Source organism: Aliiroseovarius sp. ABM4_368 (assembly GCF_056161205.1).
This window is the reverse complement of the sequence record NZ_JBSWYR010000001.1, coordinates 827,515-854,330: the sequence shown is the minus strand read 5'-3', so window position 1 is coordinate 854,330 and position 26,816 is coordinate 827,515. Positions and strand designations below refer to the sequence as shown.

The following is a 26,816-nucleotide window of genomic DNA, read 5'->3' as shown; positions in this document are numbered from 1 at the left end:
CCGGATCATAGCAAGCCACGCTCGGGATGTCAGGTTTTCAGCGCAGCGGCCTCGGCGGCAAGGGTTTCGATCCCGGTCCAATCGCCTGCTTCGACCAGATCGCCCGGGGCCACCCAAGACCCGCCGACGCAAAGCGTGTTGGGCAACGACAGATAGTCCATGGCATTCTTCAAGCTGACGCCTCCGGTGGGGCAGAAGCGGATCTGCGGCAGGGGCGAGGCGAGCGATTTCAGGAAGGGCGCGCCGCCTGCGGCCTCGGCGGGGAAAAACTTTTGCACCGAATAGCCGCGTTCCAGCAGTCGCATGCTTTCAGATGCCGACGTCGCGCCGGGCAGAAGCGGCAGGTCGTTGGCCTCGCACGCGTCCAGCAGCCGGTCGGTCGCGCCGGGGGATACGCCGAAGGTTGCACCGGCTTTCTTTGCGTTTTCAACGTCCTGCGAGGTCAAAAGCGTACCCGCGCCGACCATGCCGCCTTCGATCTGGGCCATCTCACGGATCACGTCCAGCGCCACTGGAGTGCGCAAAGTGACCTCGAGCGCGGGCAGTCCGCCCTTGACCAAGGCTTGCGCCAAGGGGGCGGCATGGGCCACGTCCTTCACCACCAGCACAGGTACCACAGGGGCCAAGCGGCAGATTTCTTCGGCGATGGTACTTGCCATTTCGGGGGTCATTTCGCTGTCTCCGTTAGAATATCGATGTTGCGCCTTCGGTCGCCGGACGTGCGGCGCGACGGAAGGTTTCAAAGAGTTCGCGGCCGCAGCCGTCGCCATTGTCGGTTAGGTCCACCTGAACTGCGGCACGGTCTGTTGCGCCTTCGGTCAGAACCTCTAGCGTGCCATTGGTGGCGTCAAGCCGGATGATGTCACCGTCCCGGATGCGTGCGATGGGACCGCCATCAGCCGCTTCAGGGGCCACGTGAATGGCCGCGGGCACTTTGCCCGAGGCACCAGACATGCGCCCGTCTGTTACCAGTGCAACCTGTTGGCCTCGCCCTTGTAGAACCGACAGGATCGGGGTCAGGCCATGCAGTTCTGGCATGCCATTGGCGCGGGGGCCTTGGAAGCGGACCACAAAGATAATGTCGCCCGTCAATTCGCCCGCTTTGAACGCTGTCTTGACGCTTGCCTGGTCGTGAAAAACACGGGCGGGGGCCTCGATCACGTGACGCTCGGGGTCGACGGCAGAGATTTTGATCACGCCTTGACCCAGATTGCCCGAAAGCTGCGATAGGCCTCCGGTTTTCTGGAACGGATCGCTGGCAGGACGCAGGATCTTGTCGTTCAGGCTTTCGCGGGGTGCAGGTTCCCAACGAACGCGGTCGCCGTCCAGCTTTGCCTCTTGCGCATAGGCGGTCAGGTCGCCTGCGTTGGTGGTCGCGTCGGGATGCAGCAGGCCTTCTTCCAGAAGGTTGCCGATCATATAGCCCAATCCGCCGGCTGCGTGAAAATGGTTCACGTCGGCCAGCCCGTTGGGATAGACCCGTGCCATCAGGGGCACCAAAGCCGAGATGTCGGCGAAGTCTTCAAGCGTCAGGATCACACCAGCGGCGCGCGCCATGGCGGGCAGGTGAAGCACAAGATTTGTCGAGCCGCCCGTCGCCATCAGCCCAACCAGCCCGTTTACAAAGGCTTTTTCGTCAAGCACATGGCCGACAGGGGTGAATTGTTCGGTGCCATGGGCGATTTGAAGCGCACGGCGGGTGCCCTCGGCGGTCAGGGCGTCACGCAGGGGGGTGCCGGGTGTCACAAAGGATGCGCCGGGCAGGTGCAGGCCCATGAACTCCATCAGCATCTGATTGGTGTTCGCTGTGCCATAGAAGGTGCAGGTGCCGGGGCCGTGATAGGCGGCCATCTCGGACGCCATCAGCTCTGCCCGTGTGGCGTCGCCTGTGGCAAACCGCTTGCGGGTTTCGGCCTTTTCATCGTTTGTGATGCCCGAGGTCATGGGCCCCGCAGGCAGAAACACGGTCGGGATGTGACCAAAGCTGGCGGCGGCAATGATCAGGCCCGGCACGATCTTGTCGCAGACCCCCAGATACAGCGCTGCGTCAAAGGTATTGTGGCTCATTGCGACGGCCGCAGCCATGGCGATCACGTCACGAGAAAAAAGGCTCATCTCCATCCCGGTTTCGCCCTGCGTAACACCGTCACACATGGCCGGAACACCGCCCGCAACCTGCGCGGTGGCGCCTTGTTCGCGGGCGATCTGTTTGATCAGATCGGGGTACGACGCAAAGGGCGCATGGGCCGAAAGCATGTCATTATATGCCGTGACGATCCCGATATTTGGCGCGCGTTCGGTGGCCAGTTTGGCCTGATCCACGCCTGCACCCGCATAGGCATGCGCCTGTCCCGAACAGCTGAGATGGGCGCGACGCGGCCCGTCCTCGACCGCGCCTGAGATCTTTTTCAGGTAGGTGTCTCGACTTTTGCGCGAGCGTTCCATGATACGGTCGGTGATTGCGGTAAGGGTCGGATGGGTGGCCATTTCCTGCCTTTCCAAATGCTTACGGTTGCGCGTGAGGTTAAGTTTAACCTGTTTGTGCCTCAGATAACAGAAAATGATAGCGCTAACAACAGCTCGATTTGCCGCAAAGGAAGATTGTTGATGGGCAGGGCAGGCGCGTTTTGCCTTTCCGTTGCCAAAGCCTCGGGGTAGGGAGGTCGCGAACCGCACTGAATTTCGCAGGCCCCGTATGACCCAAGACACCGACCGCCCCGTGATCCGCCTGAAGCCCAAGGCCAATGCGCGCGCCATCCGGCATGGGGCGCCGTGGGTCTATGATAACGAGCTGGTCACAGATCGCCGCACCAAGAAAATCGCGGCGGGAAGCATTGCGACGCTGGAGGACGCAGGGCGCGAGGTGATTGGCACCGTCGCCGTCACCCCCGGCTCGCGCATTTTCGCGAGGATTTTGGATCGGGATCCGGCTGTGCAGATTGATTTGGATTGGTTCAAAGCCAAACTGCAATCCGCGCTGGATCACCGCGCGCGCCTGTTCGATGCTCCGTTCTATCGCCTGATCCACGCCGAGGCTGATGGCCTTCCCGGCGTAATCATCGACCGGTTCGGGGATACCGCCGTCGTGCAGCCCAACGCCGCATGGGCCGAGGTGCATCTGGATCAGCTGACCGAGGCCTTGGTGCAAGTCACGGGCGTGACCAATGTGCTGAAAAACGCCTTGGGCCGGTCGCGGCAATTGGAAGGGCTGGACGCTGAAAACGTCGTGTTACGTGGTGCTGCCCCCGAGGCTCCTGTCCATGTGCCGATGAACGGCGCGACATATATGGCGGACCTGACGGGCGGGCAAAAAACAGGGCTTTTTTACGACCAGCGCCCTAACCACGCCTTCGCTGCTGGTCTGTCGAAAGATGCGCGGGTGCTTGACGTGTTCTCGCATGTGGGCGGGTTTTCACTGGCGGCTTTGGCGGGCGGAGCGTCCTCGGCCGTGGCGGTGGATGGATCTGCGGCTGCTTTGACGCTGGCCGAAGGCGGGGCTAAGGCGATGGGCGCGTCTGAACGGTTCGCGACCCGTCAGGGGGACGCGTTCGACATGCTGACCGCGCTGAATGACGAAGGGGCGCAATTCGACGTGGTGATCTGCGATCCGCCTGCATTTGCGCCGTCCAAAAAGGCGTTAGAGCCCGGCTTGCGTGCCTATGAACGGATTGCGCGTCTGGCCGCGCCGCTCGTCGCACCCGGCGGTTATCTGGGCCTGTGTTCCTGTTCACATGCGGCGACGATTGACAAGTTCCGCAATGCTTCGATCCGGGGGATCGGACGGGCAGGGCGCGCCAGCCAGTTGATCCATACGGGTTTTGCCGGGGCGGATCACCCGATGCATCCGCAGCTTTCCGAAAGCGGCTATCTGAAATCTCTTTTCTTTCGGATTCTGCCGTGAAGGTTCTGATCGACGCCTGCGTTCTTTACCCGACCGTCATGCGCGAGATGGTGTTGGGCGCAGCGAAAGCGGGACTGTTCACGCCCCTGTGGTCGCCCCGCATAAACGAGGAATGGGCGCGCGCAGCCGCCCGTCTTGGCCCCGAACAAGAGGCGTTCGCGCGCGGCGAGATTGCGCTGTTGAACGCCCATTGGCCCAAGGCAAGTGTCCTGCCGGGCGCGGGCGTCGAGGCGCGTCTGTGGCTGCCCGATGAAAACGACATCCACGTGCTGGCCGCTGCCGTGACGGGTGGGGCGGATGTGCTTCTAACCCTGAACAACGCCGATTTCCCGCGCCATACCCTGGCCGAGGAAGGGCTGCGCCGTGAAGGCCCGGATCTGTTTTTACGCGCGTTTCTGGACAGCCATCCGGATCAGATCCGAGATGTGGCTGATCAGGTCTTGTCGCAAGCCCGGACCTTGTCGGGCGAGGATTGGACCCTGCGCAAACTGATGAAAAAAGCAAGATTGCCTCGACTGGGCAAAGCGTTGGAAAATCTAGACTAAACCCATTTCGCTTGATTTTTCTCGATCGCGGCGATGCGGTCAGCGGTTTTTGGGTGGCTCATCAGCCACGCGGGCATGACGCCGCCGCGCCCCTTGGTTAAATCGTCCAGCTTGCCAAACAGGCTTTTCTGCCCCTCGGCCCCGATGCCCGACTTTATCAAAAGTGCAGTGGCATAGGCGTCGGCCTCGTATTCGTCGCCACGGCTGAGCCCCGCTGCCACCAGCCGTGTCAGGATGCGCGCGACATAGACGCCAGCCCCGGGCAAAAAGCGCGAGATCATCATCGTCAGCACCGTGCGCAGGGCGTTCTGGCCGGAAAAATCAATCATCCGTTTGCGCGCATGGCCAAGCGCGACGTGGCCCAATTCGTGCGCAATCACACTGGCCAGTTCCTCGCCCGTGACGCGGCCCTTTAGGTATTCGTCATAAAAGCCGCGCGTTATGAAAATCCGGCCGTCCGGGGCGGCAAGCCCGTTCACCGGTTGGATTTCATAGATGTGCACAGGAATGTCTGCCAAATCCAAACTGGCCGCCATGCGATCCGTCAAAGCCTTCAGCTTTGGGTCGGCCAGCCGGGTGGATTTGGCATCCAGCTCGCGATGGGTGCGCCAGACGGAAAAGCGATACAGGATCAGGCCGTAAAGGATTGGCAGCAGGATAGGCAGAAGTTTGGTCATGTCCCCTATATGGGGGCAAAACCATGGGCATGGAAGGGGTTAGGGGGCCGCGTTCGCCGTCGTGCCGTCTGCTGATTTCAAACGCTCACGCGCGCGGATCATAGCCCGGATCCACATAAGCGCCCCAGCCGAGATCACCAAAGCGGCCAGCAGGCCCGCGATGTTGCCCATCAGTTCGGCAAGGCTTTCGATCTGCGAGGCGAACATGAACCCCAGCCCGACGTAAAGCGTGACCCAGATGATTTCGCCCAGAATGTCCCAGATGGCAAAACGCAGCCAGCCCAGCCCAGTGGCCCCGGCGGCAAAGTTCACCCAGGGTCCAAGGGGCGCCACGGCCCATGTGGACAGGAACACGCCCAGGCCACCGCGCTTGTCCACAAAGGCATGTGCTTTGGCCAGCACCGCTTTGCGGGCTGGGTTGCGCGCCAGACGTTCCAGCGCCGGGGTGCCGCCGAAGCGCCCGATGGCAAAGCCGGTTTGGTCTCCGATCACTGCGCCTATGAAGGCGCTCGCGACTACATAGGTCAGCTCCAGATCCCCCGTCGCGGCAAAGGCGCCGCCCGCCAGCATCATCAGCGAGGTCGGGATGGGCAGGGCAAGGCAGGACAGGAAGGCCGAGGCGAAGACCACCCAAGGGCCGTAATCGGACAAGAGCGTAAAGACGAGATCGGTCGAGATCATGGCCGTGTGCCCTCGGCCGGCGCAGTGGTTCGATGCGTGTCAATGGCGAGTTCGATCCGCGCGATGATCTCGTCCAGCGGGATGCGTTGCGCTTCGGCAAGGCGTTTAAGATTGCGTCCTTTCGGATCTTCATCGTCCAAACTCAGCGCTTCGACCATAACGCGGCGGGGCACATCCCAAGAATGCGCGACATAGCGTGGGGTCATCCACCCTGCGATGGGTTGGTCTATATGCTTGGGATCGTTCCAATAGACCCAATCGCTGACCGTGCGCACCCCAAACAGGGCCGAGGCCGACAGGGCTACGACCAGAACAACCGTTGCAACGGGCGCGGCGGCCCACATACGGCGCAGGGATGCGATCACTGGATTTCTCCTTCTTGTGTAGGTTACACGCATGACAGCGGGCATTCCGTCGTTATTTCTGCGACATTTCGCCGGGTTTCGCCAGAACCCCTGCCACGTCTATTTCCAGCGCAGCCCGAACGACAAGGACCACCGACATGACCAAAGCCCGTTCCATTTGGCTGTTTCGCAAAATCGCGTCCATCGAGGGGTGGAGCTATCTGGCGCTGCTGTTCGTCGCCATGCCCTTGAAATACTGGGCCGGCATGACGGACATCGTGCCCTTGGTTGGGATGGCACATGGCTGGCTGTTCATCGCCTATATGGGCGCGCTGGTCTTCGCGTCGACATACGGTGGCTTGTCAATGACGCGGGTGAACTGGGCCATTCTGGCAAGCCTCTTGCCTTTCGGCACTTTCGTGCATGATCCGTATTTGAAACGCGAAGAAGAGGCTGTGCGGCTGCGCGACGCTGCTTAACGCCCCAGCTCTTTCATGCCGCGTTCGATACCGTCGATGGTCATGGGAACCATGCGGCCTTCGAAAATTTGGCTGATCATCTGCACGGACTGGGTATAGCGCCAATGCTGCTCGGGCAGGGGGTTGATCCACATATTGTCCGGCCATTGCTCGCGTGCGCGTTCCAGCCAAACCTGACCGGTTTCGTCGTTCCAATGCTCGTTGGCACCACCGCGATAAGCGATTTCATAGGGCGACATCGACGCGTCGCCCACGAAGATACATTTGTAATCCGAGCCATAGGTGCGCAGCACATCCCAAGTGGGGATTTGATCGGTCCAGCGGCGGGCATTGTCGCGCCAGACGCCCTCGTACAGGCAATTATGGAAATAGTAGTATTCAAGATGCTTGAACTCGGCCCGCGCGGCCGAGAACAGCTCTTCGACCACTTTGATATGCGGGTCCATTGATCCGCCAACGTCAAGGAATAACAGTACTTTAACAGCGTTTCTTCGTTCCGGGCGGGTCTTCACATCCAGATAGCCATGCTCTGCCGTGGCACGGATGGTGCCGTCCAAATCCAGCTCGTCATGGGCGCCGTCCCGCGCCCAGTTGCGCAGACGTTTCAGGGCCACCTTGATGTTGCGGGTGCCAAGTTCGATGGAATCGTCCAGATTGCGAAACTCGCGCTTGTCCCAGACTTTTACGGCGCGTTGGTGACGCGAGCGATCTTGCCCGATCCGCACGCCTTCGGGATTGTACCCATACGCCCCATAGGGCGAGGTGCCCGCCGTGCCGATCCACTTGTTGCCCCCTTGGTGGCGACCTTCCTGTTCCTTCAAACGCTCTTTCAACGTTTCCATCAGCTTGTCGAAACCGCCCAGCGCCTCGATTTCGGCCTTTTCTTCCTCGGTCAGGAACTTCTCGGCCATTTTTTCCAGCCATTCCTGCGGGATGTCGACCGCTTCCAGCATCTGCTTGGCACTGATCGCCTCGAGCCCTTCAAAACTGGCAGCAAAGGCACGGTCGAACTTGTCTAGGTTCCGCTCGTCCTTCACCATCGCGGTGCGGGCGAGATAGTAAAACCCCTCGATGTCATAGGTGACCAGCCCGGCCTTCATTGCCTCAAGAAACGAGAGGTATTCGCGCAAGGATACCGGAACATTGGCCGCGCGTAGGTTTTCAAAGAAAGGCAGGAACATGGGCGGACCTTAGGGGCGGGTAAGGATGATGGTCAGGAAGATGGTGACCAGTGCGAAACCGATCCCATAGACCGCGCCATATTGCGCCATGTCCAGCCGGTTTCCATCTTGTTTCTTCGCACGAAACACGCCAAGCGCCGCGCCCGCAAGAAAAGCCACAATAACAATCATTTTCGCATCCTTGGCCTGCGGTCCCCCGTAGTTTCTGAGGACCAAACGTCATGCCTAACCGGGTGCGATGGCTGCGATTTCCTGAAGCCGCGCATCCACTTGGGCGTTCGAGCCGAAGCCATACCGCGCCCAGCCCAAACTGTCGAGCCGTACGCGCGCAGCGTCACTTTCGTGACCCAGATGATCCAGCGCTTCGGCTTTGATCATCAGAAGTGTCGCCAGAAGCGCAGCATTCTGCGCCTGCCGGACCGCGGGCAGGTGGCGGTCGATGGTGGTGATGGCGTGGTCCGCGTGGCCTGCGGACAGGGCATAGGCGGCCATTTGTACGCCCATATGCGCCGCGTGAAGTCCAGTGCCCGTGCGCTTGCGATAGATCGCCTCGGCCTCGTTAAAGGCGGCGAAAGCGGCTTGGCTATCGGTCTGCATGCTTAGACGACCCAAGGCAAACAGGCTGAACGCCATGCGCGTGTCCTGCCAGCCTTTTTGACGAGCAATCGACACAGCGCGACGGGCTGCAGCTTGGCGGATCTTGATTGGTTTGCCCTGTCCCAAAGCGTCCACGATGGCTTGTTTCCACGCGGTTGGCGTGGCCGGGGTCAGGCGCGGGGTGCCGGTGCCGCCGGCGGGGTTCAGGCGTTCCAGCACGGCGGGCAGGCGCTCAGCCACCTCGGCTTGCGATTGGCCGGATTGCAGCTCGGGCGCGTAGTAGGCGCGCAGAATAAGCATGTCGAACCCGGTCAGGACCGTATGGAAATTGTCGTCATTGAAGACGCTGTTTTCCAAGCGATAGAGGTCATTCACGGGGCCCAGCGCTTGGGCGATTTCCTCGTGCAGGCAGTCGCGTATTTCTTGCGGGCTGACATCAGATGGGATGAACACCGCCATTTGCTTGCGGTGTCGCAGCCGCGTCCAGTCGGTCAGCGCGGTCCCTCGGTTGCGCAGATAATCTGCCCAGCCGCTCACGTTCGGGGCGACAAAACAGGCCGCATGGGGCACGTGTTTTTGCAGCTTGCGCTTTGGGATCATCTCGACCGAGATGCGGTTGCCGGATGCGGTGGCACCACGGCGAATGTCGATCCCGGCCTCGTGGCGCAGGCGGATCAGAAGCTGGTCTAGATCGGCCTGCATCCGGGCAGGCGCACGGCCAGTGACGCTGATGCTGATCGGGCCTTCAAATCGGGACAGAACGGGCAGGGGGCGGCCGCTTTCCAATTGGAAGCTTAGATCCAAAAAATCCCCCATTATCAAACTGTTCGAACGGATGGGCCGTTGGATTTTCGTCGTCGGAAAGGCTTTCATCGCAGGCAAGGTTGAAGGCAGGCTGACACGCCGCGTGGCCACGTCGCCCGCACTGACGCTGCGCTGTACGCCAGCGGCTGGCGCAGCGTCATGCGTATTGGACACAGGGGCCATACAGCCCGCCGCGAACAAAGCGAGCGGGATCAGAAATGATGGGCGAGATAACCGCATATCAGGCTCCTTCCTCAACTGTCGGTGACCAAACGCCAAGGCGGGCCACCACGGATGTGATGTGACAGGAGCGGGCGGGGTCGCCCATTTATATGCAAGCACCCGGCCGACCTGTTCCCAGATCGCCGGTTAAGTCGCGTCAGGCAGACGCGATCCCTGTCGGGCGGGGCCCGATACCTCAGGGTCTCGTTCAAAGTGACAAAGCCTGCACAGGGCGGAGAGGTTTCATGTCCCCCGGATCCTGAGCGTTTCACACCATTGCGCCAGCGACCGTCCCACGGGTCACAAGGCGCCAAGGCGGCGCGCCACGTCAATCTTTGAACGGAAATGCAGGCATTGCTTCCCATAACAATACAAACACACCGTTTTCATGCCCCCCCAGGCACCGAACCACCTTAGGGTGTTGCTGTGGTAAACCCAAGAAAAACTCGGTTTTCTACAGATTCATGCTTCGGAAAAAGTAAATTTCGTCAATATGTTGTGGGGTGGAATTCAATCAGCACAAATCCGCCGACGTCTTTTGGCCTCCAAACCGCCGAATCACAAACGGGGCCAAGTTGCCCTGACCCCGAGTTCGTTTTGCTTTGAATTCAGACCGGCCTAGCGCTGTCCGCGTGCCATAAATGCCAGCCGTTCAAACAGATGCACGTCCTGTTCGTTCTTCAAAAGCGCCCCATGCAGGGTCGGCAGCGCATTGGCCCCGTCACGCTTCAATTCGGCCGGGTCGATATCCTCGGCCAGAAGCAGTTTCAGCCAGTCCAGCACCTCGGAGGTCGAGGGCTTTTTCTTCAGTCCCGGCTGCTCGCGGATCTCGTAGAATTGGGTCAGCGCCTCGGTCAGCAGGCGCGGCTTGATGCCGGGGTGGTGGACCTCGACGATGCGGGCCATCGTGTCGGCATCAGGGAAGCGGATATAGTGGAAGAAACAGCGCCGTAGGAACGCATCGGGCAGTTCCTTTTCGTTGTTCGAGGTGATGATGATGATCGGGCGGTGTTTCGCACGGATGGTTTCACCGGTCTCATAGACGTGAAACTCCATCTTATCCAGCTCTTGAAGCAGGTCGTTGGGAAATTCGATATCTGCCTTGTCGATCTCGTCGATCAGCAGGACGACACGCTCGTCGGCCTCGAAGGCCTCCCACAACTTACCGCGCTTGATGTAGTTTTTCACGTCATGCACACGCTCGTCGCCCAGCTGGCTGTCGCGCAGCCGCGACACGGCGTCGTATTCGTAAAGGCCCTGCTGTGCCTTCGTGGTGGACTTGATGTTCCACTCAATCATACGCGCACCCAGCGCACTGGCGACCTGAAGCGCCAGCTCGGTCTTGCCGGTGCCGGGTTCGCCTTTCACAAGAAGCGGACGTTCCAATGTCACTGCGGCGTTCACGGCGACTTTCAGGTCATCGGTCGCCACATAGCTGTCGGTTCCGTCAAAACGATTGGTCATGTTCGGTCCTTACATCCGGTTCGTGCAACTCGGGACGGGGTAAACGTCGGGGGTCAATTTTGCAAGGGCAGGACGCTCTGACGCAGCGACATGGTTCTGAAATCATTGGTTGCACGTAATCTGACCAGATAACACCCAGATTGTATGAAAGATGTCGTGCGCTATCAGGGACTTAGCCGAAGGGCAATTCAAGCTGTCTGGCGTTAGGTTTTTCAGGCGTGACATTCCCGTTTTGCGGGCGTATACCGCGCCCAGAAGTAACCGGGCGTCCACTGCCGAAGGGTTTGGCAGAGATTGCGATCCGGTAGAAGAGGGAGTTGGTATGAAAGCTGAGGCATTCCTGACCGACGATTATCGGCCAGCCGAAAACGAACCATTCATGAATGACAAGCAGCTGGAATATTTCCGGCGCAAACTCGAAGCTTGGAAAGCCGAGCTTCTGGACGAAAGCCGTCACACGATTGAAGGCTTGCAAGACACAACACGTAATATTCCAGACATTGCCGATCGCGCCTCGGAAGAGACAGACCGCGCTTTGGAACTGCGTACACGTGACCGTGCGCGCAAGTTGGTTGCCAAGATTGATCAGGCACTGCGCCGGATTGACGAAGGTGAATACGGCTATTGCGAAGACACTGGCGAGCCGATCTCGCTGAAACGTCTGGATGCACGCCCTATCGCGACACTAAGCCTTGAGGCGCAAGAGCGTCACGAACGCCGCGAGAAAGTGCATCGCGACGATTGATCCGGGGAACTACGATTGCGCGGTCCGGGTGGCGGTGCAATTTGTCACGTACCCTTGGCGAAAGAACCATGTCACAAAGGCGGCGGGCTTTCCGTCGCCTTTGTTGTTTGGCAAGGCGTGTACAGGGCCGATCCAGCGGTAATGCGCTGAACAGGGACAGAGACACAGCATGATCCAGCATCAGCAAATCACCATTTTGGGGGCCGGGATTGGCGGGCTGGCCGCCGCGGTCGCTTTGGCCCAGCGCGGTGCGAAAGTGACCGTTTTGGAACAAGCCCCCGCCATCACCGAGGTCGGCGCGGGGCTGCAAGTCAGCCCCAATGGCGTGCGGGTATTGGATGCACTGGGTCTGGGCGACAAGGCGCGCGCCCATGCGATCCAAGGGCAGGGCGTCTGGCTGCGTGACGGCGTGTCTGGCCACGGTGTGCTGGATTTGGATTTTCGCAAGCTGAAACCCGGCGAGACATTTCTTCTTTACCACCGCGCGGATCTGCAACGGCTTCTCTATGATGCGGCCCTTCAGGCGGGCGTGACGGTCCTTTGCGGGCAACAGGTTCAGGCGGCGCATCCGGGCGCAGGCGGCACCGAAGTGACGCTTCAAGGGCAAGATCCGGTGAATATGGGATTTGTGGTTGGAGCCGACGGGCTGCATTCGGTTATGCGGCCCGCGCTGAACGGCCACGCTGCGCCCGAATTCACTGGTCAGGTGGCGTGGCGCGCGCTGGTGCCGGCCACGGGGCGCGAACAGTCGGAAGCCACGGTTTTCATGGGGCCGGGGCGTCACATGGTCACCTATCCGCTGCGCGAAGGCAGCGTTGTGAATATCGTCGCAGTCGAAGAACGCGATACGTGGGCCGAGGAAGGCTGGTTCCACGCGGACGACCCCGCCAATCTGATGGCGGCTTTCCGTGGCTTTTGCGACGATGCGTTGGCGCTTCTTGAACGGGTCGAGCAGGCACATATCTGGGGGCTACACCTGCATCCCGTGGCAAAACGCTGGCATCAGGGGCAGGCGGTTTTGCTGGGCGATGCGGCCCATCCCACCTTGCCCTTCATGGCACAAGGTGCGGTGATGGCGCTGGAAGACGCTTGGGTGCTGGCCGATTGTCTGGATCGTTTCGGGCTGGAGCGCGGCCCGGCGGTCTATCAGGACAAACGGCGCCCGCGCACCGCTAAAATCGTCGCCGAAGCGCACAAGAACGCACGCAACTATCATTACGCCAACCCGCTGGTACGTAGCGCGGGGCACATGGCGCTGCGCACGGTCGGGCGGATTGCGCCGCAGGTGCTGATGCGGCGCTATGATTGGATTTATGACATGGATGTCACGTCGGACTAGGTCGCGGCGATCGGCGTAAACCCTGTTGCTAACGTCCCTGTGGGTGCTTGGCAAAGTGTTGTAATTAAATACACAAACTGCCTTTAGGGATTCGTATCATGCACGTCGTGTTGAAATTTCTTGGTATTCTTGTTGCATCCGTCGCAATCGCGGCGGCGGAAGATACTGATGCCAATTTCGCATCACTGGTTAGCGGCGTCGAACTTTCTGCGCTTGAGGCATTTCGAGAATGCGATAAATGCCCTGAAATGATCGTGATGCCGCCGGGGTCGTTCATGATGGGCCCGCGCGAAGGAGAGTCGTGGTCGTCACTTTGGGACGATTGGGGTGAGCAGAAGGGGCCGGTTGGGTACGAAGGGCCGGACGGTCTTTACAACCTTCCGCATGAAGGCCCGCAGCACCGGGTTCTCATGGACACACGCTATGCAATGGCTGTGAACGAAGTCACCCATGCTGAATGGATGGTCTGTGTGAACGAGGGCGGGTGCAGCCATACGCCTGATCACCGTGTTGTGGTTTTCAGGAAAGGATACGTTCAACTCGGCCCGGATCATCCAGTCATCAATGTTTCGCTGCTGGATATTGAAGAATACGTCGCATGGCTGAATGCACATGTTGGCGCGGACGTATACCGCCTGCCAACAGAGGCCGAGTGGGAATATGCCGCGCGCGCCGGGACAACCACGCGCTTTGCGCAAGGGGACGTCTTAACTTCGGATCAGGCGAATTTTTCGAGTGATACAACAGAACACAACCGGGGTCGTCCATTTCCCGAATTGCTGACCCGCGCAATCCCGGTTCCCGTACAAGAACTCGACGCCGCCAACCCCTGGGGGCTGCGACATATGTCCGGGAATGTCTATGAGATCACGTTATCCTGCAATCTGGAGCATGACATCAGCCTGCCCACAAACAGCGCTTACCTGGCCCATGCCGCACAGGGTTGCGACAGATATATGGCCAAAGGGGGGGCGTATAATATGGCCATGGATGGTCTGCGCCTTGCTCATCGTACCCGGCCGCAAAATGACAATCGCGACAGCACCTACGGCTTTCGCCTTGTTAGAACGTTTGAAAACTAGGACCAGTCAGCGTTCGTTCAAGGTCAGCAGCGCGTCTACCTTGTCGCCCGAGATGCCCTTGCCCAGCAGGCTGAAGTCTCCGTCGCCAAACATGTCTTTGGCGGCATCAAAGATCACCCGATGCGTCGCGCGCGCCAGTGCCGATCCAAGCGAGATCCGGGCGATGCCTGCTTGTGCGAAATCCGCGCGGCTGTGTTTGGTGAACGGACCAGCGGCCAAGGCGTTCACGGGCAGGTCTGTTGACGCGCAGATGGCGGCTTGATCTTCAAGCGTGCCGGGCAGGGGCGTGTAGAGGCAATCCGCCCCAGCGTCTTCGTAGCCCTTCATGCGCGCCATCGCATCGAGCAGATCATATTGTCCGTTCATCACGCCGTCCGCGCGGGCCACCAGCACGAAATCTCCGGGAAGGGCGCGGGCGGCGGCTGCGGCGGCGCGGATGCGTTCAATGGCGATGTCGAGGGTATAGGGCGTGGCTTCGGGCAGGGCGGTGTCCTCGATGGAAATCCCGGCCAGCCCGGCCTCATAAGCCAGACGCACCGTTTCAGCACAGGTGTCGGGATCATCGCCAAACCCGTTTTCAAAATCGCCCGAGACGGGGACGTCGACCGCCGCCACCAGATCCTGTGCGTGGGCCAAAGCCTCGTCGCGGGTCACATGGCCCATATCGGGGCGGCCCAGCGTGAAGGTATGGGCGGCCGAGGACGTGGCAATGGCTTCAGCCCCAAGGGCCGCCAGCATCTTTGCGCTGCCAATGTCCCACGCGTTGGCCAAGATGAACGGATTGCCCTTTTGGTGCAGGGCGCGAAAGGCGGTGCCTCGGTTCAGGCCGGTCATATCGTGTCTCCTCCGCTTAGGGCGTTTGCAAATGCGATCAGTCGTTCAACCGCGTCCAGAAAGCGGTCGTCTTCGATGGTCACATCCACGCCAGACGCCTTCATCGCGCGGGCATTGTAGAAGACGCCCCAACCGTCATCTCCTCGGTCCAGAATGCCTTGAATTCGGGCTGACAATTTCATCTGTGCCTCGCCATGTTCGCGTTTGTTCCAGTTTAGAAGCTCATGGGTTTGGGGGATTGTCAAACTCGGAAATTTGACCGGAATTGCCACAGTTCAGCAAATCAGGGCCGTCAGAGTGCAGAAATATCGCCTTCCCCCTTTCCAAATGCCCCAACCCATGAGATAGGGACGTGCCAAACGAAAACTCCCAAGGAGAACGCTCATGGAGATTCGCGAGGCCCTTACCTTTGATGATGTTTTGCTGGTTCCGGCAGCCAGCAACGTGCTGCCCTCGACCGCGGATACGTCGACCCATGTGACCCGCTCGATCGAGCTGAATATCCCGCTGCTCAGCTCGGCGATGGACACGGTGACCGAGGCGCGCATGGCCATTGCAATGGCGCAGGCTGGTGGCATGGGTGTGATCCACAAGAACCTCGATGCGGAAGAACAAGCCCGTCAGGTGCGCCGCGTGAAGCGTTTTGAAAGCGGGATTGTCTATAACCCGATTACGCTGACCGCGGATCAGACGCTTGCCGACGCCAAGGCCTTGCAGGAACGTTACCGCGTCACCGGTTTCCCGGTGGTTGGTCCCGAGGGCCGCGTTGTGGGCATCGTGACCAACCGCGACATGCGTTTTGCCGAAAGCGATGACACACCGGTCAGCGTCATGATGACCTCGGAAAATCTGGCCATGTTGCAAGAACCAGCCGAGCTGGAAGAGGCCAAAAGCCTGATGCGCGCGCGTCGGATCGAGAAACTGCTGGTCACGGATGGTGACGGCAAGCTGACCGGCCTTCTGACCCTGAAGGACACCGAACAGGCCGTATTGAACCCGACTGCCTGTAAGGACGATCTGGGCCGTCTGCGCGTGGCTGCCGCAAGCTCGGTCGGGGATAGCGGCTTTGCGCGCTCCGAGATGCTGATTGATGCGGGCGTGGACATTGTTGTTGTGGATACTGCACACGGTCACTCGGAAGGCGTCATTGAAGCGGTGAAACGTGTGAAAGCACTGTCGAGCAATGTTCAGGTCGTGGCGGGCAACGTCGCGACCGGAGACGCCACACGCGCTCTGATCGACGCGGGCGCAGATGCGGTGAAGGTGGGCATCGGCCCGGGATCCATCTGCACCACGCGGATGGTCGCCGGTGTGGGTGTGCCTCAGCTGACTGCAATCTCGGATTGTGCCGACGCGGCTGGTGACATCCCAGTGATCGCTGATGGTGGCATCAAGTTCTCGGGCGATTTCGCCAAGGCGATTGCGGCGGGCGCAAGCTGCGCCATGGTCGGTTCGATGATCGCAGGTACGGATGAAAGCCCGGGCGAGGTGATCCTGTATCAGGGCCGCTCGTTCAAAGCCTATCGCGGTATGGGATCGCTTGGCGCGATGGCCCGTGGTTCGGCGGATCGGTACTTCCAGAAGGATGCGGCGTCGGACAAGCTGGTACCGGAAGGTATTGAAGGTCAGGTGCCCTATAAAGGCCCTGCTGGCACCGTTATTCACCAGTTGGTGGGCGGTCTGCGGGCTGCTATGGGCTATACCGGCTGTGCCACCGTGGACGAGATGCGCAACAACTGCAAATTCGTCAAAATCACCGGCGCGGGTCTGAAGGAAAGCCATGTGCATGACGTTCAGATCACCCGCGAAAGCCCGAACTATCGGATCGGCTAAGCCGGTGACGGGGAGCCTGCTATGACACCCGGAGCCCGCGTGGCCGCCGCAATAGAAGTGCTGGACAGCTATCTGTCCGGCACCCCGGTCGAGCAAGCCTTGACCGGCTGGGCGCGCAGCCACCGGTTTGCGGGATCAAAAGACCGCGCTGCCATCCGCGATCACGTCTTTGACGCGGTCCGGCGGCTGGCGTCGTCGCAAGCGCTTGGCGGCGGCCGGGACGGTCGCGCCGTGATGATCGGGCTTTTGCGCGGGCAGGGGATAGATCCAGCGGAGTTTTTCACCGGAGAAGGCCACGCACCAACGGTTCTGAGCGGTGCCGAAGTGACGGGTACATCTGATATGACCCGTGCGCAGCGGTTGGACTGCCCTGACTGGCTGTTGCCTGAATTCGACGCAAGCCTTGGCGACAATACCGATGCCGTTCTGGACAGCCTACGCCACCGCGCGCCGGTCTTCGTGCGCGCAAATTTGGCGAAGGGTGACCGAGACCACGCCGCAGAAATGCTTGCCGAAGATGGGATCGAAACGCGGCCATCACCTCTGGCAGGCACCGCGCTCGAAGTTCTGAAAAACCCTCGCAAAATCAAGATGTCACGCGCTTTTATTGAAGGATTTGTCGAGCTTCAGGATGCCGCGTCCCAAGCCGTCATTGAAGCGCTGAATATCCAACCCGGAATGCGCGTGTTGGACTATTGTGCAGGCGGTGGCGGCAAGGCGCTTGCCATGGCTGCTCTGGGGGCGGATGTGACCGCGCACGACCTGTCATGGGAGCGGATGAAAGACATTCCTGCGCGATCTGAGCGGGCCGGTGTGTCGATCAAGCGTGTTCGGCATGAAGAACTGAACGGGCTTGGTGGCTTCGATCTGGTGCTGGCAGATGCCCCGTGTTCCGGCAGTGGCTCATGGCGCCGTGCGCCGCATGGCAAATGGCTTTTGACCCCTGAGAAGCTGGACAGGATCCACAAGGCCCAAACAGACATTCTGTCTGCCATGCCCGGCTTCATGAATGCGGGTGGGCGGTTGGCCTATGCCACATGCTCTGTCCTTCGCAGTGAAAACGGGGATCAGGTGCATGGTTTTCTAGGGCGTCACTCGGATTTCGGAATGACTGAAGATCACCAATTCACGCCGCTCGATGGCGGGGATGGGTTCTTTCTGGCCCTACTTTCGCGAAATTAGCGCTTTTCATTAACAACTTTAGGTTGCTAACCTTCCTTCATTAATCGGGCATTAACCCTCTTCCATCAGAAAAGAGGGCGATTCTAAGAAGGAACAACCTTGCAGACCTCTGCCTTCTCCATGCATCCGCTTACGCAAACCGCGCTGCGGCTGGCACCTCGGACATTCGTGTTGATGATGACCGGCGCGGTGTTGCTGGGTGCGTCGTGGTTCGTCGCAGTCCCCATTGTGGGGCTGGGCCTGATCGTAACCGGATTGTCCTTCGTATGTCTGGCGATGATCGTTCGTGCTGTCTTGATTGCGCAGAATCTGCGCCGGGATCGACTGGCAGAGTTCATGTCAGGCTTGGTCGAACATGAGGAAACAGCAGCGTTTCTAACGGATGCCGATGGGGCGGTGCTCTATTGCAACGCATCCGCCACGCAACTTTCCAAAGGAACGGCGGACGATGTGTTGTCGTCTCAACTGGCGGACATGTTCGCGGCCCCGGCCTCGGTCCTTTATCGTTTGCAAGGGCGCGCGCTGGCCAAGGGAAACGCCAGTGACGAGGTAAATACGATTCACGGCAGGATGCGCATTCGGGTCCATCTTGTTCAAGGCTATGGGTATTTGTGGAGGTTCGAACAGCCCTCAGATGGCTCCCTAGGCATGCGCGCGGGCGACAATATCAGCTTGCCGATGATGACGGTTACGAAAACTGGAACCGTGCAATCTATGAACGAGGCTGCGCGTAATCTTTTGGGCGGGCGGGAAACCACGCTGGATCGCATCTTCACCGACTTGCCCATTCAGCCCGGCACCATCATGCAGGTCTCGGGCCGGGATGGGAAGGTGCCTGCCTTGGTGTGCGAGCTTCCGGCCACCGCCGGGCGGCGCGAGCTTTACTTGCTGCCACCAAGTTCAGCTCCTGAACTGACGAATGAAGAATGGGCCTTTATCGACGGTCTTCCGGTGCCATTGTTGAAGCTCGACATTGCCGGGCGCATCACTATGGCCAACCGCCGTGCACGCGATTTGCTGGGCGATGGCGAAGTGATCGGAACCTTGATGGCGGATCAGGTGGAAGGGCTGGGGCGCCCTGTGTCCGAATGGCTGCGCGAGGCACATGCCGGTCGCCATCTGGGCCGGTCCGAGGTCGTGCGCGCCACCCGTGACGATGAAGACGTGTTCATCCAGATCTCACTGGCACAGATCAGCGAAGAAAACGGCACTGCGCTTGTGGCCGTGCTGCAAGACGCGACCGAGTTGAAATCGTTGGAAGCGCAATTTGTTCAAAGCCAGAAGATGGAGGCGATCGGTCAACTGGCAGGTGGTGTTGCTCATGATTTCAACAACTTGCTGACTGCGATCTCGGGCCATTGCGATCTTCTGATGATGGGGAGGGACGAACAAGATCCGGCCTATTCCGACCTGTCGCAGATTGTTCAGAACGCCAATCGCGCGGCCGCGTTGGTACGTCAGCTTCTAGCGTTTTCGCGCAAGCAAACCTTGCGTCCTGAAAAGCTCTTGCTGACAGATTCGCTGTCCGACCTGACCCATCTTCTAAACCGTCTGGTAGGCGAAAGAATCACGCTGCAACTGGATCACGACGTCGCACTTCTGCCCATCCGCGCTGATCGCCGGCAGTTGGATCAGGTGATCATGAACCTTGTGGTGAACGCGCGCGATGCGATGCAAGATGGGGGAATGATCCGTGTGGAAACGCGCAATGTGATCTTGGAAAGCGCCCTGCAACGCGACCGTGCTAGCGTTCCGGCAGGGGACTATGTCGCCATTCGCGTAATTGATCAGGGAACCGGTATTCCAGCGGACAAAATCGGAAAGATTTTCGAGCCGTTCTTTACGACGAAACAGGCGGGTAAGGGCACCGGTCTGGGGCTGTCGATGGCATATGGCATCGTCAAGCAGATGGGCGGGTATATCTTTGTGGATTCCCTTCCGGGTCAGGGTACAACATTTACGCTGTATTTCCCGGTCAGCAACGAAACGGACTTTCCTGTAGAGGATACCGAGGCGGAGATGTCTGACCACGACCAGGTCGAAATACTGGGGGACACGCCTTCGGACGTCTTGGACGAGCTTGTCACTATGCCACCAGAAACGGTCTCGGGCCTGACGCAGGTTGTGCCTGCTGTTGAAGAACAGACATCAGAGCAGTCGGGCGGTGTTGTGTTGTTGGTCGAAGACGAAGCCCCGGTGCGCGCCTTTGCTTCGCGCGCGCTTCGCATGCGCGGTTTCACGGTGCTGGAAGCCGATTGCGCCGAGCAAGCGTTGCAAGTTCTGGACGAAACCGCCTTGAAAGTGGATGTGTTCGTGACAGATGTGATCATGCCGGGAATGGACGGCCCCACATGGGTGGCGAAGGCGCTGGAAGATCGGCCAGACGTGAAGGTGGTTTTCGTATCGGGCTATGCCGAGGATTCGGTGTCAGATCATCAGGCCCGGATCCCGAATTCGGTCTTCTTGCCCAAGCCATTCTCGTTGACGGAGCTGACTGCAACGGTAACTGATCAAATACACTGACCGAGCTTGCCAGTGGGGCTTCGAGGTTTTGAGTGTTCCGCAACCTATTGTTAGCAAACGAATAAACCTGTTTTCGAGCGCATGAGTCAACAAAAGCCCAGACGTTAAGAACTTGGTTACCATTGCATCCTAATCTCACTGTAAGCGAAAACTTTACTTGAATTGTTCCTTTTTTGTACTCATACAGAAAATAAGAACAAGACAAGAACAATCCTGCGATTGCCGCGTGCGGGCGGGTGTGGAATAAGTGAGGTCGAGATATGGCAACAGCGGATATTTTCCAGATGAAAAAAGACGGCGACAAGCAAAAGGCGCTCGACAGCGCGCTGGCCCAGATCGAACGACAGTTCGGCAAGGGCTCGATCATGAAACTTGGCGCGGACAATCCGGTGGCCGAGATCGAAAGCACCTCGACCGGATCGCTGGGGCTGGACATTGCACTTGGCATTGGCGGCCTGCCCAAGGGCCGGATCGTGGAAATCTATGGTCCGGAAAGCTCGGGCAAGACGACACTTACACTGCATTGCGTTGCGGAAGAACAGAAAAAGGGCGGCGTTTGTGCCTTTGTTGATGCGGAACACGCTCTGGACCCGCTTTATGCCAAGAAACTGGGCGTTGATCTGGACGAGCTGCTGATTTCGCAACCCGACACCGGCGAACAGGCGCTGGAAATTGTCGACACGCTGGTGCGTTCGGGGGCTGTGAACATGGTTGTGGTCGACTCGGTCGCCGCCTTGACCCCGAAATCCGAGCTGGAAGGCGACATGGGCGACAGCAATGTGGGTGTTCAAGCCCGTTTGATGAGCCAGGCTATGCGCAAGCTGACATCCTCGATTGCACGTTCGAACTGCATGGTGATCTTCATCAACCAGATCCGAATGAAAATCGGCGTGATGTTTGGCAGCCCGGAAACGACGACCGGCGGCAACGCGCTGAAATTCTACAGCTCGGTCCGTCTGGACATCCGCCGTATCGGCGCGATCAAGGACCGCGACGAAGTGGTTGGCAACGCAACCCGCGTGAAAGTCGTGAAGAACAAGGTGGCCCCACCGTTCAAACAGGTCGAGTTCGACATCATGTATGGCGAAGGCATCTCGAAAATGGGCGAACTTCTGGACCTTGGCGTCAAAGCAGGCGTGGTCGAGAAATCCGGCGCCTGGTTCAGCTATGGCGACGAGCGGATCGGGCAGGGGCGTGAGAACGCCAAAAATTACCTGCGCGAACACAAACGCACCGCGCTAGATATCGAAGACAAGATCCGCGCCGCCCACGGTCTGGATTTCGACATGCCCGAGCATGAAAAGGGCGAAGATGATGACGGGCTTCTTGAAGCGTAAAATCATCCCATAATTTGATCAAAGGACTGGCCCCGGCCGGTCCTTTTTTCTTTGATCCCCACGAAGGTGCTGCGCGCTGTGGACAGCACGCGCGCGCAAGGGTAAACGAGATCGACAGCGCATAAGAGACGAGACAAAATGGCCAGCCTCAACGATATCCGTTCGACCTTTCTGAACTATTTTGAACGCGAAGGGCACACAATCGTGGACAGCTCTCCACTGGTGCCGCGAAACGACCCGACGCTGATGTTCGTTAATTCGGGCATGGTGCAGTTCAAAAACCTCTTCACCGGGGTGGAAAAGCGCGACTATGTGCGGGCCACGACCGCGCAAAAATGTGTGCGTGCGGGCGGCAAGCACAACGATCTGGACAATGTGGGCTATACGGCGCGTCACCACACGTTCTTCGAGATGCTGGGAAATTTCAGCTTTGGCGACTATTTCAAGAAGGATGCCATTCCCTTTGCTTGGAACCTGATCACCAAGGAATTCGGGATCCCGAAGGAACGTCTTTATGTTACCGTTTATCACACGGATGACGAAGCGTTTGATATCTGGAAAAGCCTTGGCGTGCCCGAGGATCGGATCATCCGCATCGCGACCTCGGACAATTTCTGGCAGATGGGCCCAACTGGCCCCTGTGGTCCGTGTACCGAGATCTTCTATGACCACGGCGAGCACATCTGGGGTGGCCCTCCGGGTTCGCCCGAGGAAGATGGCGACCGCTTTATCGAAATCTGGAACATCGTGTTCATGCAAAACGAGCAGTTCGAGGACGGCTCGATGGTTGATCTGGACATGCAGTCGATCGACACCGGCATGGGGCTGGAGCGTATCGGCGCGCTGCTTCAGGGCAGCCATGACAACTATGACACCGACCTGTTCAAATCTCTGATCGAGGCGTCGGCCCACGCGACCGGCGTTGATCCCTATGGCGACAAGAACGTCCATCACCGCGTGATCGCGGATCACCTGCGGTCGACCTCGTTCCTGATTGCGGATGGTGTGATGCCGTCCAACGAAGGCCGCGGTTATGTACTGCGCCGCATCATGCGTCGCGCCATGCGTCACGCACACCTTTTGGGCGCGAAGGATCCGGTTATGCACCGTTTGGTGCCCGAGTTGGTGGCCCAAATGGGACAAGCCTACCCGGAACTGGGGCGCGGTCAGGCGATGATTGAAGAGACGCTTCTGAACGAAGAAACGCGCTTCAAGAAGACGCTGGATCGTGGTTTGAAGCTTCTGGATGACGAGGTGTCCAACCTTAAGGAAGGTGCTGACCTTCCGGGTGAAACCGCGTTCAAACTGTATGACACTTATGGCTTCCCGCTGGATCTGACGCAGGATGCGCTCCGCGAAAAAGGCCACGGCGTGGATCAGCCCGGCTTTGACGCTGCGATGGAAGAGCAGAAAGCCCGTGCGCGTGCGGCTTGGTCTGGATCGGGTGAATCCGCGGATGCGACCATCTGGTTTGATCTGGCCGAACAGCATGGCGTGACTGAATTCCTTGGCTATGACACCGAACATGCCGAGGGTCAGGTTCTGGCGCTGGTGCAGGACGGCAAGCCCGTCGATGCCGTGAAGGCCGGAGATGAGGTTCAGATCGTTGTGAACCAGTCGCCGTTCTATGCCGAAAGCGGTGGTCAGGTGGGTGACACGGGCTTGATCCGCACCGAAAGCGGCTCGGCCCATGTGACGGACACCAAGAAGGTGGCGGATGTCTTTATCCACGTGGCCAAGGTGGACGAAGGCGAGATCACGAACGGGCAGGGCGCGGAACTGGCCGTGGATCACCTGCGTCGCAGTGCCATTCGCGCCAACCACTCCGCCACGCACCTGTTGCACGAGGCGCTGCGCAACGAACTGGGCGAACATGTCGCGCAGCGCGGATCGTTGAATGCCGACGACCGGTTGCGCTTTGACTTCAGCCATAACAAGGCGGTTACCCCGCAAGAACTGGGCAACATCGCGCGCGAGGTAAACACCTATATCCGCCAGAACACGCCCGTTGAGACCCGGATCATGACACCGGATGATGCGCGTGACATGGGCGCGCAGGCGCTCTTTGGTGAAAAGTACGGTGATGAGGTTCGCGTGGTCTCGATGGGCCATGCGGCCACCGGTAAGGGCACGAATGGCGAGACCTATTCGATCGAACTTTGCGGCGGTACTCACGTCAAACAGACCGGCGATATCGGTATCTGCGTCATCTTGTCCGAAGGCGCATCAGCTGCGGGCATCCGTCGGATCGAGGCGCTGACCGGCAAAGCCGCTGTCGCCCATATCGAAGCCGAAGCCGCACGTGGGGCTGAACTTCAAGGCATGCTGAAAGCCAAGCCCGAGCAGGTCGTGGACCGTGTAAAAGGTCTGATGGACGAGCGCAAAGCGTTGCAGAACGAGATTTCGGCCCTGAAACGCGAGCTTGCCAAAGCTGCGGGTGCGGGGGCAGAAGCCAAGGATATCAATGGGGTGAAATTCCTGGCGATGTCGATTTCCGGCGTAGGTGGGAAAGACCTGCAAGCGCTTGTGAATGAACAGAAAGATGCGCTGGGATCCGGTGCGGTTCTGATCATTTCGGACAATGACGGCAAGGTGGCTGTGGCCGCTGGTGTGACCTCGGATTTGACCGACAACCTGTCGGCCGTCGATCTGGTGAAGGCGGCTGTGCCGGAACTGGGCGGCAAGGGCGGCGGTGGCCGGCCTGAGCTGGCGCAGGGCGGCGGTGCAGACGCATCGAAAGCAGCGGAAGCCATTGCAGCTGCCGAGGCTGCCATCGCAGGCTAAACCACCCTTTCCAAACACAAAAAGGCCGCGTATCGTTTCCCCGATACGCGGCTTTTTTCGTTAAGGAGACCCCTCATGCCCGCCCTTTGGATTGCTCACGTCACCGTCACGGATGAAGAGGCTTACGGCAAATATGCCAAGCTGGCCGGACCCGCGATTGCCAAACATGGCGGGCATTTTATTGCCCGTGCAGGCCGCTATGTTCAGCTTGAGGGCAAAGACCGCCCGCGCAATGTGGTCGCCAAGTTCGACAGCGTAGAGGCGGCAGAGAAATGTTATCACTCGCCAGAATATCAAGAGGCGCTGAGCCATGCGCGTAATGCGTCTGAGCGCGAATTGTTGATTGTCGAGACGGATGAGTAAATTCGCCTAACACATTGAAGAAAAAGAAAAGGGGCCTTTCGGCCCCTTCCTTTTATTGTGCAGCTTTCGCCATCCGCTTGCGTTCATGCGGATCCAGATAGCGTTTGCGCAGGCGCACGTTTTCAGGCGTGACTTCAACCAGTTCGTCGTCGTTGATATAGGCGATGGCCTCTTCCAGCGACAGGGTGACGGGGGTGGTCAGGCGGACTGCTTCGTCGGTGCCCGAGGCACGGACGTTGGTCAGCTTTTTGCCTTTCAGCGGGTTCACTTCCAGATCGTTTTCGCGCGAATGCTCGCCGATGATCATGCCTTGATAAACGTCTTCCTGTGCGCCGATGAACATCTTGCCGCGATCTTCCAGGTTCCAAAGGGCGAAAGCGACCGACTGGCCGTTCTCCATCGAGATCAGTACGCCAGCGCGACGGCCCGGGATCGAACCTTTGTGCGGAGCCCAGCCGTGGAACACGCGGTTCAGCACACCAGTGCCGCGCGTGTCGGTCAGGAACTCGCCGTGATAGCCGATCAGACCGCGCGACGGCACGTGGCCGATGATGCGGGTTTTGCCAGCACCTGCGGGGCGCATCTCGACCAGCTCGCCCTTGCGCGCACCGGTCAGTTTCTCGATCACAGCGCCCGAGTAATCGTCATCCACGTCGATTGTGACTTCCTCGATCGGTTCAACACGCTGGCCGTTTTCTTCGCGCATGATCACCTGCGGGCGCGAGATCGACAGCTCGAACCCTTCGCGGCGCATGTTTTCGATCAAAACGCCCATCTGAAGTTCGCCACGGCCCGAGACCTCGAAGGCTTCGCCGCCGGGGGTGTCTTCGATTTTGATTGCGACGTTTGATTCCGCCTCTTTCATCAGGCGATCCCGGATGACGCGCGACTGGACTTTCTTGCCGTCACGACCCGCCAAGGGGCTGTCATTGATGCCGAAGGTTACGGTGATGGTGGGCGGGTCGATGGGCTGAGCGTCCAGCGGTTCATCCACGGCCAGCGCACAGATCGTGTCGGCCACGGTGGCTTTCGCCATACCTGCGATCGACACGATGTCACCGGCTTGTGCTTCGTCGATGTCGGCTTCTTCCAGACCACGGAACGCGCGAATTTTGGTGACGCGGAACTGTTCGATCTTTTGGCCGATGCGGCTGAGTGCCTGCACGGTCGCACCCACTTTCAACGTGCCGCTTTCAACGCGACCGGTCAGAATGCGGCCCACGAACGGGTCCGAACCCAGCGTAGTGGCCAGCATGCGGAAATCTTCGTCCTGATGCGCGATCTGTTTGGGGGCAGGGACGTGGTTGACGATCAGGTCAAACAGCGCGTGCAGGTCTTTGCGCGGTCCGTCCAGCTCGTGATCGGCCCAGCCCGACCGGCCCGAGGCATACATATGCGGGAAGTCCAGCTGGTCTTCGTTGGCTTCAAGGTTGGCAAAAAGGTCAAAGCATTCATCCAGCGCGCGGTCGGGCTCGGCATCGGGCTTGTCGACTTTGTTCAGAACCACAATGGGGCGCAGGCCCAGCGCCAGCGCTTTCGAGGTCACGAACTTGGTCTGCGGCATCGGGCCTTCAGCGGCGTCCACCAGCAGGACAACACCGTCCACCATCGACAGAATACGCTCGACCTCGCCACCGAAATCGGCGTGGCCGGGGGTGTCAACAATGTTGATCCGGGTGTTTTTCCATTCAACCGAGGTCGGCTTGGCAAAAATCGTGATGCCCCGCTCGCGTTCAATCGCGTCATTGTCCATGGCGCGTTCGGCCACGGCTTGGTTTTCCCGGAACGCGCCGGATTGTTTCAAAAGCTCGTCAACAAGGGTCGTTTTGCCGTGGTCAACGTGGGCGATGATCGCAATATTGCGCAGGTCCATAAGGGCCACCTTTTACGGGTAATGGG

The 26,816-nt window shown here is 59.4% G+C and carries 24 protein-coding genes; 12 read left to right on the top strand and 12 right to left on the bottom strand.

Going from position 1 to position 26,816, the window contains the following annotated elements:
• Positions 1-29: 29 nt before the first annotated feature.
• Both eda and edd read right to left on the bottom strand, forming a co-directional pair.
• A complete protein-coding gene (gene eda / locus ACXAH3_RS04280; RefSeq protein ID WP_474860821.1) occupies positions 30-671 on the bottom strand; it encodes a bifunctional 4-hydroxy-2-oxoglutarate aldolase/2-dehydro-3-deoxy-phosphogluconate aldolase in 642 nt (213 codons plus the stop codon).
• A gap of 13 nt (positions 672-684) precedes the next feature.
• Positions 685-2,487 carry a phosphogluconate dehydratase gene (gene edd / locus ACXAH3_RS04275; RefSeq protein ID WP_474860820.1) on the bottom strand — a complete coding sequence of 601 codons (1,803 nt, stop codon included), beginning with the start codon at positions 2,485-2,487 and terminating at the stop codon, positions 685-687.
• Between the two features lie 208 nt (positions 2,488-2,695).
• On the opposite strand from edd, the gene ACXAH3_RS04270 reads away from it, so the two are divergent.
• Together ACXAH3_RS04270 and ACXAH3_RS04265 are read left to right on the top strand one after the other, a co-directional pair.
• Positions 2,696-3,901: an RSP_2647 family RNA methyltransferase gene (locus tag ACXAH3_RS04270; RefSeq protein WP_474860819.1), complete on the top strand. Its 1,206-nt coding sequence runs from the start codon at positions 2,696-2,698 to the stop codon at positions 3,899-3,901.
• Complete coding sequence (locus tag ACXAH3_RS04265) at positions 3,898-4,446, top strand: RSP_2648 family PIN domain-containing protein (RefSeq protein WP_474860818.1); 549 nt, start codon at positions 3,898-3,900, stop codon at positions 4,444-4,446. The genes ACXAH3_RS04270 and ACXAH3_RS04265 overlap by 4 nt, the downstream gene beginning before the upstream one ends.
• Here ACXAH3_RS04265 and ACXAH3_RS04260 read toward each other — a convergent pair.
• The 3 genes from ACXAH3_RS04260 to ACXAH3_RS04250 are packed head-to-tail and all read right to left on the bottom strand — an operon-like array spanning position 4,443 to position 6,169.
• Positions 4,443-5,123 (bottom strand): M48 family metallopeptidase, encoded by a 681-nt coding sequence (locus tag ACXAH3_RS04260; RefSeq protein WP_474860817.1) that lies wholly within the window; start codon positions 5,121-5,123, stop codon positions 4,443-4,445. The two genes, ACXAH3_RS04265 and ACXAH3_RS04260, sit on opposite strands and share 4 nt — an antisense overlap.
• Positions 5,124-5,162: 39 nt before the next feature.
• On the bottom strand, positions 5,163-5,804 hold the full coding sequence (locus tag ACXAH3_RS04255; protein ID WP_474860816.1) for a DedA family protein: 642 nt from the start codon (positions 5,802-5,804) through the stop codon (positions 5,163-5,165).
• On the bottom strand, positions 5,801-6,169 hold the full coding sequence (locus tag ACXAH3_RS04250) for a hypothetical protein (protein ID WP_474860815.1): 369 nt from the start codon (positions 6,167-6,169) through the stop codon (positions 5,801-5,803). Before ACXAH3_RS04250 ends, ACXAH3_RS04255 begins: the two co-directional genes overlap by 4 nt.
• Positions 6,170-6,306: 137 nt before the next feature.
• On the opposite strand from ACXAH3_RS04250, the gene ACXAH3_RS04245 reads away from it, so the two are divergent.
• A complete protein-coding gene (locus ACXAH3_RS04245; protein ID WP_474860814.1) occupies positions 6,307-6,627 on the top strand; it encodes a DUF3817 domain-containing protein in 321 nt (106 codons plus the stop codon).
• Here the strand turns inward: ACXAH3_RS04245 and ACXAH3_RS04240 are convergent.
• From ACXAH3_RS04240 to ACXAH3_RS04225, 4 genes are all read right to left on the bottom strand, one after another.
• Entirely contained in the window at positions 6,624-7,808 is a 1,185-nt protein-coding gene (locus ACXAH3_RS04240) for a vWA domain-containing protein (protein WP_474860813.1), read from the bottom strand. The two genes, ACXAH3_RS04245 and ACXAH3_RS04240, sit on opposite strands and share 4 nt — an antisense overlap.
• Positions 7,809-7,817: 9 nt before the next feature.
• Positions 7,818-7,979 carry a hypothetical protein gene (locus tag ACXAH3_RS04235; RefSeq protein WP_474860812.1) on the bottom strand — a complete coding sequence of 54 codons (162 nt, stop codon included), beginning with the start codon at positions 7,977-7,979 and terminating at the stop codon, positions 7,818-7,820.
• A 54-nt stretch (positions 7,980-8,033) separates the two neighbouring features.
• On the bottom strand, positions 8,034-9,449 hold the full coding sequence (locus ACXAH3_RS04230) for a DUF2927 domain-containing protein (RefSeq protein WP_474860811.1): 1,416 nt from the start codon (positions 9,447-9,449) through the stop codon (positions 8,034-8,036).
• A gap of 600 nt (positions 9,450-10,049) precedes the next feature.
• Complete coding sequence (locus ACXAH3_RS04225; protein WP_474860810.1) at positions 10,050-10,895, bottom strand: AAA family ATPase; 846 nt, start codon at positions 10,893-10,895, stop codon at positions 10,050-10,052.
• A gap of 322 nt (positions 10,896-11,217) precedes the next feature.
• Here ACXAH3_RS04225 and dksA point away from each other — a divergent pair, with 322 nt between their 5' ends.
• The 3 genes from dksA (at position 11,218) to ACXAH3_RS04210 (ending at position 14,061) form a co-directional block, all read left to right on the top strand.
• On the top strand, positions 11,218-11,640 hold the full coding sequence (gene dksA, locus ACXAH3_RS04220) for an RNA polymerase-binding protein DksA (RefSeq protein WP_474860809.1): 423 nt from the start codon (positions 11,218-11,220) through the stop codon (positions 11,638-11,640).
• Positions 11,641-11,809: 169 nt separating this feature from the next.
• Positions 11,810-12,979, top strand: a complete 1,170-nt coding sequence (locus ACXAH3_RS04215; RefSeq protein ID WP_474860808.1) for an FAD-dependent monooxygenase — start codon at positions 11,810-11,812, stop codon at positions 12,977-12,979.
• A 98-nt stretch (positions 12,980-13,077) separates the two neighbouring features.
• Positions 13,078-14,061 (top strand): formylglycine-generating enzyme family protein, encoded by a 984-nt coding sequence (locus tag ACXAH3_RS04210; RefSeq protein WP_474860807.1) that lies wholly within the window; start codon positions 13,078-13,080, stop codon positions 14,059-14,061.
• 6 nt (positions 14,062-14,067) lie between these two features.
• Here the strand turns inward: ACXAH3_RS04210 and ACXAH3_RS04205 are convergent, their stop codons facing one another.
• Positions 14,068-14,895: an isocitrate lyase/PEP mutase family protein gene (locus tag ACXAH3_RS04205; protein WP_474860806.1), complete on the bottom strand. Its 828-nt coding sequence runs from the start codon at positions 14,893-14,895 to the stop codon at positions 14,068-14,070.
• Positions 14,892-15,077 carry a hypothetical protein gene (locus ACXAH3_RS04200; RefSeq protein ID WP_474860805.1) on the bottom strand — a complete coding sequence of 62 codons (186 nt, stop codon included), beginning with the start codon at positions 15,075-15,077 and terminating at the stop codon, positions 14,892-14,894. Before ACXAH3_RS04200 ends, ACXAH3_RS04205 begins: the two co-directional genes overlap by 4 nt.
• 202 nt (positions 15,078-15,279) lie before the next feature.
• On the opposite strand from ACXAH3_RS04200, the gene guaB reads away from it, so the two are divergent.
• The 6 genes from guaB (at position 15,280) to ACXAH3_RS04170 (ending at position 24,917) form a co-directional block, all read left to right on the top strand.
• Positions 15,280-16,728 (top strand): IMP dehydrogenase, encoded by a 1,449-nt coding sequence (gene guaB / locus ACXAH3_RS04195; protein WP_474860804.1) that lies wholly within the window; start codon positions 15,280-15,282, stop codon positions 16,726-16,728.
• Between the two features lie 21 nt (positions 16,729-16,749).
• Complete coding sequence (locus ACXAH3_RS04190; protein WP_474860803.1) at positions 16,750-17,910, top strand: RsmB/NOP family class I SAM-dependent RNA methyltransferase; 1,161 nt, start codon at positions 16,750-16,752, stop codon at positions 17,908-17,910.
• Between the two features lie 120 nt (positions 17,911-18,030).
• A complete protein-coding gene (locus ACXAH3_RS04185) occupies positions 18,031-20,433 on the top strand; it encodes an ATP-binding protein (protein ID WP_474861152.1) in 2,403 nt (800 codons plus the stop codon).
• Positions 20,434-20,693: 260 nt separating this feature from the next.
• Positions 20,694-21,770, top strand: coding sequence for a recombinase RecA (gene recA, locus ACXAH3_RS04180; protein ID WP_474860802.1), 1,077 nt, complete (start codon positions 20,694-20,696; stop codon positions 21,768-21,770).
• A gap of 138 nt (positions 21,771-21,908) precedes the next feature.
• Positions 21,909-24,554: an alanine--tRNA ligase gene (gene alaS, locus ACXAH3_RS04175; protein ID WP_474860801.1), complete on the top strand. Its 2,646-nt coding sequence runs from the start codon at positions 21,909-21,911 to the stop codon at positions 24,552-24,554.
• Between the two features lie 75 nt (positions 24,555-24,629).
• Entirely contained in the window at positions 24,630-24,917 is a 288-nt protein-coding gene (locus ACXAH3_RS04170) for a DUF1330 domain-containing protein (protein ID WP_474860800.1), read from the top strand.
• 52 nt (positions 24,918-24,969) lie between these two features.
• On the opposite strand, the gene typA is transcribed toward ACXAH3_RS04170, so the two are convergent.
• Entirely contained in the window at positions 24,970-26,790 is a 1,821-nt protein-coding gene (gene typA, locus ACXAH3_RS04165; RefSeq protein WP_474860799.1) for a translational GTPase TypA, read from the bottom strand.
• Positions 26,791-26,816: the final 26 nt, after the last annotated feature.